An 8,130-nucleotide genomic window follows, 5' to 3' on the forward strand; every position below is an offset into this window, starting at 1 on the left:
GGCGCTGGAGGAGGTGGGCCTGGGTCCCCGCATGCACCAGCGCCCGTCCGAGCTGTCCGGCGGCGAGAAGCAGCGGGTGGCCATCGCGCGGGCCATCGCCAAAGCCCCCCAGCTGCTGTTCGCCGACGAGCCCACCTCGGCCCTGGATGGCGAGAACGGCCAGGTGGTGATCAAGCTGCTGCACCGGGCCGCCAAGGAGCACGGCGCAGCGGTGATCTGCGTCACCCACGACACCCGGCTCGAAGCCTATGCGGACCGCATCATCCACCTGGAGGATGGCCGGATCACCGACGACCGCCGGACCGGCCCCGTCGTCCCCGCCGCCGCCGAGCCCGCGCTCATCGGAGCCTGACCCATGTTCGCCCTACTTCGCCGCCGCTCCGTCTGGCTGATCGCCCTCTTCGCGATCCTGCTGGTCGCAGGCGTCGTGGTCTATTCCGGACAGGCTCGAGCCAAGAAGGCGCAAGAGGCCGCCGCGGCCGCCAAGGCGGCGGCGCCCAGTCCCTATGTGGCCGTCGCCAACGGCAAGGCCGACGTGGAAGGCGGGCTGATCCAGGTGGCCGCCCGCACCGCCGGCGTCGTGCGCGAGGTCTATGTCCACGAAGGGGATGCGGTGACCCGCGGCCAGGCGTTGGCGAGGCTCGAGGACGATCAGCAGCGGCTGAACGCCCAGCGGGCCCTGGCCGAGCTGAACCAGGCTCGAGCCCAGATCGCCATGACCGAGGTGGAGCTCTCCACCGCCCGCCGCGAGCACGAGCGGCTCAAGAGCCTGTCGGCCTCCAATTTCGTCGCCGGCCAGAAGCTGGACCAGGCCGCCGACGCCATCCGCCAGGCGGAGGCGAGCCTGTCGGCCCAGCGCGCGGCGATCGCCACCGCCCAGGCCAGGCTCGCCCAGGCGAACTATGAGCTGGAGCTGACCATCATCCGCGCGCCCGCGGACGGGCGGATCGTGCGCCGGCAGGCCAATCCCGGCGCCGGCGCCTCCACCCTGAACGTGTCCAACATGTTCGACCTGGAGCCGGCCGGCGGGCGCATCGTTCGCGCCGAGGTGTCCGAGCTCGCCCTGCCCTCGGTGGTCATCGGCCAGGCCGTGCAGCTGTCGCCCGAGGGCGACCCCTCGAAGGTCTACCAGGGCCGCGTCGTGCGCCGTGCGGGCATGTTCGGCGCCCGCAAGCTGCAGTCCGACGATCCCACCGAGCGGGCCGACGACCGGGTCGTCGAGGTGGTCGTCAGCGCCGACAGCACCCCCTTCCTGATCGGTCAGAGGGTGCTGGTGAAGTTCCTGCGCACCGACGTAGCGCAGCGCTGACTTAGGCGGAGGCGAGATCCAGCCGGCTGGCGTCGACCCCGCCGCCGGTGACCTTCACGCCCAGGTAGCGCATCTCGCCGCCCTTGAAGCTGATGTCCTCGACAGCCACGGAATGGTCGCGCTTCAGCTCGGAGAAGTCCGAAAGCGTGAGACGCAGGATCATGTCGTCCTGCGCCGAGCCCTCCTCGAGGGCCTTGCCGATGGCGTCGCGGAAATGGGCGGCGACCGTGCCCCTCTTCCTGGGCGGGGCGGTTCTGGCGGACTGGGCCGGCGGCATGGTCGGTCTCCTTGAGGTTCGGCTAGTCGGATTGGGGGTCGAGGCGGTCGTAGCCCACCCTGAGCGCCAGCAGCTGGCGCCAGATGTGGCCGCTCATGATTTCGATGACTTCGCCCAGGGCCGGCAGCGGGCTGGGGGGCTCGGCCGAGAGGCGGTGGTAGGCGTAGCCGCGCGAGTCGGCGTGCGCCTTGGACAGGCTCAGCGCCAGGCCGCGGGCCTGGCGGTCGCTGGTCGCGTGGCAGAGATAGCGGGGGCCCTGCGCCTCGTCCCGCAGCCGAACCTGAACGGTCCAGTAGCCGGGGGTGAAGGCGCCTTCGATCTTCCGGGATTCGACGCTCATTCGTCCCTCCCGGGGTCGCGGCTAGTATTCGCCCCAGACCAGGACCTTGCACGGGCGGCCGGCGTCCTGGGAGGCCCGGGCGCGCTTGTTCGCCGCCGCCTTGGCGACCTCCTTGTCGCGCGAGTGGTCGCTGAAGAATCCTTCGTGCTCCACCGCCCATCCGCCGTCGTGCGGCGAGACATTGAAGATGGTCCGATCGGGCCCGTCGCGAGATGACACTTGGAGACGCCTTTCAGGCGGCCTGGCCGCCGACATGCCTGCGGCGCCGATGAGCGGCGCCTGGAGCGGGCGTGTATTGCGTTAATCTATTGGCAATCTTCGCCGTTGTCGCCGGAAATCCCCGGTGCGACCGTCAATCCAGGCCGGATCGGCGAAGTCGCGGCCGAAAAAAATCAGGCCGGCGCTGGGCCGGCCTGATCGTTTCTGTCTGGTTCGGAGCCTTAGGCGCTCTGCAGCTGGCTCGCGGACATCTTCCCGCTGCGCTTGTCCCGCTCCAGCTCGTAGCTCAGCTTCTGGCCTTCGTGGATCGAGCCGAGGCCCGCACGTTCAACAGCCGAAATGTGCACGAACACGTCCGCGCCGCCTTCATCGGGTTGAATGAAGCCGAAGCCCTTGGTGGCGTTGAACCACTTCACGGTGCCGATCATGTTTAATTCCCTTTCCGGGCATAGATATTCGCCGCGCCAAAGAGCGACGCTGCGATCAAATTTTCGGAGAGGTCGTGGGTAGTCCCGGAAGCCCGATTAGAAATCGAGTAGAGAGCCGCCGAACCAAAACGATATTCGATGCAGAGAATGTCGCAGCTCTCGGCGGTTCGGGCAAGCTAATTCTCGAAATTCCAACAAGCGCCGCTATGTACTCTTAGGTATCCGGTTGATTTCACTCAGGTGAAGCGGCGCCGGACCTGCGGCGCGTTGCGCTTGACGCCCTGCCCCGCCCGGGCCTAACCCGCGGCGACTTTCACGATGGACGGGAGACTTCCCTCATGGCCGATATCCGCTTCGACAACCGCGTCGCCATCGTCACCGGGGCCGGCGGGGGCCTGGGCCGCCAGCACGCGCTGGAACTGGCCCGCCGCGGCGCCAAGGTGGTGGTCAACGACCTGGGCGGCTCCGTCGACGGCTCCGGCGGCGGCTCGGAAGCGGCCATGAAGGTGGTGGAGGAGATCAAGGCCGCCGGCGGCGAGGCGATCGCCAACGGCTCCTCGGTGGCCGACGACGCGGGCGTGGCCCACATGGTCAAGCAGGCCATGGACCAGTGGGGCCGGATCGACATCCTGGTCGCCAACGCCGGCATCCTGCGCGACAAGACCTTCGCCAAGATGGAGCTGGCCGACTTCAACGTGGTCCTCGACGTCCACCTGATGGGCACGGTCAAGCCGGCCAAAGCCGTCTGGGAGATCATGCGCACCCAGAACTACGGGCGCATCGTGGTGACCACCTCGTCGTCCGGCATGTACGGCAACTTCGGCCAGTCGAATTACGGTGCGGCCAAGCTGGGCGTGATCGGCTTCATGAACACGCTGCGGCTCGAGGGACAGAAGAACAATATCCACGTCAACGCCATCAGCCCGGTCGCGGCGACCCGGATGACCGAGAACCTGATGCCTCCGCAGATCCTGGAGCGGCTGAAGCCCGAGTATGTGACCCCGGGCGTCGTCTACCTCTGCTCCGAAGAGGCCCCCACCGGGACGATCCTGACGGCGGGCGCCGGCGCCTTCGCCGTCGCGCGCATCTACGAGACCGAGGGCGTCTACCTGGGCGACAAGGGCCTGTCGGTGGAGGAGGTTCGCGACAACTGGGCCAAGATCACCGACCCGGCAGGCCAGCAGGCCTACCAGATGGCCGGCGAGCAGAGCCAGAAGTTCTTCCGGAAGATGCAGGAGACGCAGGGGAGCTGACTCCAGGTGGCGGCGCTCGCCCGGCGGCCGCCGGAATCTCCTTGCGCTGGGCTGGGTGATCGCGCGTAACTTACCCGCGGCAGGCGTCCCCTAGAGACGCCGCCCCCAGGTTAGGAGACGCCATTTGGCCCCCACGAACGCGCCCGCGCAGCACGGCCCCCTGTCCCTGGGAGTCGTGCTGGCCTTCGCCGCTACGAGCCTGCCGCTGTCCGCGGTGACCATCGCAATCGGCGTCTACCTGCCGCAGTACTTCGCCCGGAACCTGGGGGTGGAGCTTGGGGTCGTCGGCGCCGCCTTCGCGCTGATCCGGCTGATCGACATCCCGCTGGACCCGATGCTGGGGCTGGCGATGGACCGCACCAAGACGCGCTGGGGCCGCTACCGGATCTGGACGATCGCCGGCGCGCCGGTGCTGATGGCCGCCATCTACATGCTGTTCATGGCCCCGCAGGGGGTCTCGCTGCCCTACATCATGACCTGGCTGCTGGTCATGTACCTCGGCACCTCGATGCTGCACCTGTCGCACGCCGCCTGGGGCGCGACGCTGGCCAAGACCTACAACGAGCGGGCGCGGATCTTCGGGGTGATGGCCGCGGTCGGCGTGGCCGGCTCGGTGCTGGTCCTCACCATGCCGATGCTGGTCAAGTTGCTCGGCTTCGACGAGGAGGCCCTCGGCGTCCCGGGCATGGGCTGGTTCATCCTGGCGCTGACGCCGGTGGCGGTGTTCGCGGTGGTCTGGAAGACACCCGAGCACATCGCCCCCGAGGTGAAGGGCCACCGGTTCCAGCTTCGCGAATACTGGTCGCTGTTCGCCCGGCCGACCATGGGCCGGATCCTGCTGGCGGACCTGCTGCTGGCGCTTGGCCCCGGCTGGATGGCCGCGGTCTACATGTTCTTCTTCACCGACAGCCGCGGCTTCTCGACGTCCGAAGCCTCGCTGCTGCTGATGGTCTACATCGCCGCCGGCTTCATCGGCGCGCCCCTGATGGGCCGCCTGGCCATGAAGATCAGCAAGCACCGGGCGGTGATGGTCGCCACCACCGGCTACAGCCTGATCCTGATCGGCCTGATGGCGATCCCGAAGGGCAACGTGCTGGTCGGCATCGTACCGATGTTCATCGCCGGCTTCCTGGCCGCGGGCTTCACCGTGCTGCTGCGGGCGATGACCGCCGACGTCGCCGACGAGGTGCGCCTCGAGCAGGGCAAGGAGCGCAGCGGGCTGCTCTACGCCCTGACGACCCTGACCAACAAGATCGCCGGCGCCTTCTCGATCTGGCTGACCTTCATGGTGCTGGAACAGGTCGGCTACCAGGCCAAGGCCGGCGCGGTGAACACGCCCGAAGCCATCCGCGGCCTGGAGCTCGCCTACCTGATCGGACCGATCGTGTTCGTGATGCTGGGCGGCCTGTGCATGATCGGCTACCGCCTCGGTCCGGAGCGCACGGCCGAGATCCGCCGCCTCCTGGACGAGCGCGAGGGGACCTCCTACGACCAGGCGCCGGTGATCGACACCTTGGACCCCGGCGAAGCCGCCATCCCCTCGACGCTGATCGAGCCCTCGCGAAGCTGAGCTAGTCCCGCAGCTGGGCCATCACCGCCTGGGCCATCGCCCTGAACGCCTTGGACGGGGCGCTGTCGGGGGCGGTGGCGACCAGCGGGCGGCCGTCGTCGCAGGCTTGGCGCAGGGCGACGTCGATGGGCACCTCCGCCAGCAGCGGCACGCCGAGCCGCTCGGCCTCCGCCCTCGCCCCGCCCGCCCCGAAGATCGGGATGGGCGTGCCCGTCGCCGGGTCGGGGAAGTAGGCCATGTTCTCGACGACGCCCAGGATCGGGGCGCCGGTCTTCTGGTACATCGAGACCGCCCGGCGCACGTCGATCAGCGAGATCTCCTGGGGCGTGGAGACCACCACCACCCCGTCTAGCTTCTGGTTCTGGACAAGCTCCAGCTGGATGTCGCCGGTGCCGGGCGGCAGGTCCAGGACCAGCACGTCCAGCGGATCGTCGGCTGTGGCCCAGCGTACGTCCTGCAGCATCTGGCGGACCGCCGAGGTGGCCATCGGCCCGCGCCAGATCATCGCCCGGCCCTCGTCGACCATGAAGCCGATCGACATCACCTTCAGCCCCCAGCCCTCCAGCGGCTCGATCTTGCCCTCGACGAACGCCGGCTCGCCGTCCACCCCAAGCATCCGAGGGCCCGAGGGGCCATAAACGTCCGCGTCGAGGAAGCCGACCCGCAGCCCCGATCGGGCGAGCGCGGCTGCGAGGTTCACCGCCACGGTGGACTTGCCGACCCCGCCCTTGCCGCTGGCCACGGCGATCACCCGGCCGACATGGTCCGGGCGCTTGGCGTCCGGCTTCTGGACTGGGCGGGCCTTCGGATCCTCGGGGACCTGCGCGCCCTTGCGGACCCGGGTGACGCCCGGGGCCGGCGGGGCGGCGGCAGCCTCGGCGGTCAGCACCACCTGGGCCTTCGCGACGCCGGGCGCGGCGGCCAGCGCCCGCTCGGCGGCGGCGCGCACAGGAGTGTAGAGGGCAACGTCCTGCGGATCGACCTCCAGCACGAAGGCTGCCCGGTCGGCCCGCAGCACCAGGCCCCGCACCAGGCCGGCGCTGGCCAGGCCCTGGCCGGACTTGGGGTCGATCACCTGATCGAGGGCCGCCAGAACGGCGGCGCGGTCGGGGGCGGCCGTCTCGGACATGAACCCTTTGTCTTGCTTTGCCTGCGCTCGCGCCTCATATCCGGCTGGCAGCGCCGGTTTACAAGGCCGCCCTGGCCGCGAGGCGGCCGCGCCGAGAAAAAAGAGACGACGCGACCTGAATGCCTTGGAATGACAACGCCAACCCCGGCCCATGGGGCGCGCCGCCGTCCGGCGACGACGATGGGGAGCGGCGCGAGAACCGGACGCCCAGGCGCCCGCCCGGCGGACCGCGCGGGCCGCGGCGCCCCGACGGGCCGGACTTCTCCGCCCAGTTCGAGCGCATCAACGAACGCCTCAGGCGCTTCTTCGGCGGCCCCGGCGGCGAGGGCGTGCGCCCGGCCGCCATCGCGGCGGTGGCCGGGATCGCCTTCGCGCTGTGGGCCCTTTCCGGCTTCTACGTGGTGCAGCCGCACGAGCAGGCCGTGGTGACCAGCTTCGGCCGCTTCAGCCGCGTCGAGCTGCCCGGCCTGCGCTACCACCTGCCGGCGCCGATCGAGAAGTTCGAGAGGGTCGGCGTCACCAATCTGAACCAGTCGATGGTCGGCGGCTCCAACACCGACGACCGCCCGCAGGAGAGCCTGATGCTCACGGGCGATGAGAACATCATTGACCTGGACTTCGCGGTGACCTGGCGGGTGTCCGAGGCCGACAAGTTCGTGTTCAACGTCCGCGACCAGGAGGCGGCCATCAAGGCGGTCGCCGAGAGCGCCATGCGCGAGGTGGTCGGCAAGACCCCGCTCACCGACATCCTGACCACCGGGCGCGGGCGGGTGCAGACCCAGGCCGCCGAGCTGATGCAGCGCACGCTCGACTACTGGAACAGCGGCGTGACGGTGGTGGAAGTGCAAATCCGCTCGGCCAACCCGCCGTCGGAAGTGGTCGCCGCCTTCCGCGAAGTGGCCACCGCCGGCCAGGACGCCGAGAGCGCCATTAACGAGGCCAACACCTACCGCAACCGGGTCGTCAACGAGGCCAAGGGCGACGCCTCGCGGATCGTCCAGGCCGCCCAGGCCTACCGCGAGCAGTCCGTGCGCGAGGCGCTCGGTGAATCGGCCAGGTTCAATCAGATCTACAACGAGTACTCGCGCGCGCCGGGCGTGACCCGCGAGCGGCTCTACATCGAGACGATGCAGAGGGTGCTGGAGAAGTCCAACAAGGTGGTGATCGACAGCCAGGGCGCCAGCGCGCCCATCATCCTGCCGCCCGACGTGTTCCGCCCCCGGGCCGGGACCGCGGCCGCGCCGGCCGCGCCCGCCGTCCAGACCGCGCCGGCCGCCACGGCCGCCGAGCAGGGGACGCAGCGATGAACAACCGCCGCTACACCACCTGGGCGATCGCCGCGGTCGCCGTGCTGATCGTCCTGTTCAACACCTTCTACGTCGTCGAGCAGCGCCAGCAGGCCATCGTGCTGCGGCTCGGCGAGCCGGTGCGGGTGGTCAACCAGCCGGGCGCGCCCAACGCCGGCCTGAAGATGAAGGTGCCGTTCCTCGAGAACGTCGTGAAGCTCGACAAGCGGAACCTCTCGCTCGAGGCCCAGCAGGAAGAGATCATCGCCGCCGACCAGGAGCGCCTGGTGGTCGACGCCTTCGTCCGTTACCGGATCGA

11 protein-coding genes are annotated in these 8,130 nt (G+C 69.5%); 6 read left to right on the plus strand and 5 right to left on the minus strand.

Features of this window, described 5'->3' with window-relative positions:
- Window positions 1-352: ABC transporter ATP-binding protein (locus VHK87_RS18785; RefSeq protein WP_329636423.1), on the plus strand; the 352-nt coding region annotated here is incomplete at its 5' end.
- Window positions 353-355: 3 nt separating this feature from the next.
- Window positions 356-1,309, plus strand: a complete 954-nt coding sequence (locus VHK87_RS18790; protein WP_329636424.1) for an HlyD family secretion protein — start codon at window positions 356-358, stop codon at window positions 1,307-1,309.
- A 1-nt stretch (window position 1,310) separates the two neighbouring features.
- Here VHK87_RS18790 and VHK87_RS18795 read toward each other — a convergent pair whose 3' ends face one another.
- The 4 genes from VHK87_RS18795 to VHK87_RS18810 all read right to left on the minus strand — a co-directional run bounded on the left by VHK87_RS18795 (window position 1,311) and on the right by VHK87_RS18810 (window position 2,573).
- Window positions 1,311-1,586, minus strand: coding sequence for a hypothetical protein (locus VHK87_RS18795; RefSeq protein WP_329636425.1), 276 nt, complete (start codon window positions 1,584-1,586; stop codon window positions 1,311-1,313).
- A 22-nt stretch (window positions 1,587-1,608) separates the two neighbouring features.
- On the minus strand, window positions 1,609-1,926 hold the full coding sequence (locus tag VHK87_RS18800; protein WP_329636426.1) for a hypothetical protein: 318 nt from the start codon (window positions 1,924-1,926) through the stop codon (window positions 1,609-1,611).
- Window positions 1,927-1,947: 21 nt separating this feature from the next.
- Window positions 1,948-2,145, minus strand: coding sequence for a hypothetical protein (locus VHK87_RS18805; RefSeq protein ID WP_329636427.1), 198 nt, complete (start codon window positions 2,143-2,145; stop codon window positions 1,948-1,950).
- A gap of 221 nt (window positions 2,146-2,366) precedes the next feature.
- On the minus strand, window positions 2,367-2,573 hold the full coding sequence (locus VHK87_RS18810) for a cold-shock protein (RefSeq protein ID WP_329636428.1): 207 nt from the start codon (window positions 2,571-2,573) through the stop codon (window positions 2,367-2,369).
- 338 nt (window positions 2,574-2,911) lie between these two features.
- Here VHK87_RS18810 and VHK87_RS18815 point away from each other — a divergent pair, with 338 nt between their 5' ends.
- Together VHK87_RS18815 and VHK87_RS18820 are read left to right on the plus strand one after the other, a co-directional pair.
- Window positions 2,912-3,826, plus strand: a complete 915-nt coding sequence (locus tag VHK87_RS18815; protein WP_329636429.1) for an SDR family oxidoreductase — start codon at window positions 2,912-2,914, stop codon at window positions 3,824-3,826.
- A 124-nt stretch (window positions 3,827-3,950) separates the two neighbouring features.
- Window positions 3,951-5,396 (plus strand): MFS transporter, encoded by a 1,446-nt coding sequence (locus VHK87_RS18820; RefSeq protein ID WP_329636430.1) that lies wholly within the window; start codon window positions 3,951-3,953, stop codon window positions 5,394-5,396.
- A 1-nt stretch (window position 5,397) separates the two neighbouring features.
- Here VHK87_RS18820 and VHK87_RS18825 read toward each other — a convergent pair whose 3' ends face one another.
- Window positions 5,398-6,525 (minus strand): Mrp/NBP35 family ATP-binding protein, encoded by a 1,128-nt coding sequence (locus VHK87_RS18825; RefSeq protein WP_329636431.1) that lies wholly within the window; start codon window positions 6,523-6,525, stop codon window positions 5,398-5,400.
- A gap of 119 nt (window positions 6,526-6,644) precedes the next feature.
- Here VHK87_RS18825 and hflK point away from each other — a divergent pair, with 119 nt between their 5' ends.
- Both hflK and VHK87_RS18835 read left to right on the plus strand, forming a co-directional pair.
- Window positions 6,645-7,832 carry an FtsH protease activity modulator HflK gene (hflK, locus tag VHK87_RS18830; protein ID WP_329636432.1) on the plus strand — a complete coding sequence of 396 codons (1,188 nt, stop codon included), beginning with the start codon at window positions 6,645-6,647 and terminating at the stop codon, window positions 7,830-7,832.
- On the plus strand, window positions 7,829-8,130 hold a 302-nt coding region (locus VHK87_RS18835; RefSeq protein ID WP_329636433.1), incomplete at its 3' end, for an SPFH domain-containing protein. The genes hflK and VHK87_RS18835, both read left to right, overlap by 4 nt.

Source organism: Phenylobacterium sp. (assembly GCF_036263695.1).
In the GTDB taxonomy this organism is placed as follows: Bacteria; Pseudomonadota; Alphaproteobacteria; order Caulobacterales; family Caulobacteraceae; genus Phenylobacterium.

What these genes read in the sequence shown, in the direction of transcription:
- VHK87_RS18790 (WP_329636424.1), top strand. Translation starts at nt 356, where the DNA reads ATGTTCGCCCTACTTCGCCGCCGCTCCGTCTGGCTGATCGCCCTCTTC.
- VHK87_RS18795 (WP_329636425.1), bottom strand. Translation starts at nt 1,586, where the DNA reads ATGCCGCCGGCCCAGTCCGCCAGAACCGCCCCGCCCAGGAAGAGGGGC.
- VHK87_RS18800 (WP_329636426.1), bottom strand. Translation starts at nt 1,926, where the DNA reads ATGAGCGTCGAATCCCGGAAGATCGAAGGCGCCTTCACCCCCGGCTAC.
- VHK87_RS18810 (WP_329636428.1), bottom strand. Translation starts at nt 2,573, where the DNA reads ATGATCGGCACCGTGAAGTGGTTCAACGCCACCAAGGGCTTCGGCTTC.
- VHK87_RS18815 (WP_329636429.1), top strand. Translation starts at nt 2,912, where the DNA reads ATGGCCGATATCCGCTTCGACAACCGCGTCGCCATCGTCACCGGGGCC.
- VHK87_RS18825 (WP_329636431.1), bottom strand. Translation starts at nt 6,525, where the DNA reads ATGTCCGAGACGGCCGCCCCCGACCGCGCCGCCGTTCTGGCGGCCCTC.
- hflK (WP_329636432.1), top strand. Translation starts at nt 6,645, where the DNA reads ATGCCTTGGAATGACAACGCCAACCCCGGCCCATGGGGCGCGCCGCCG.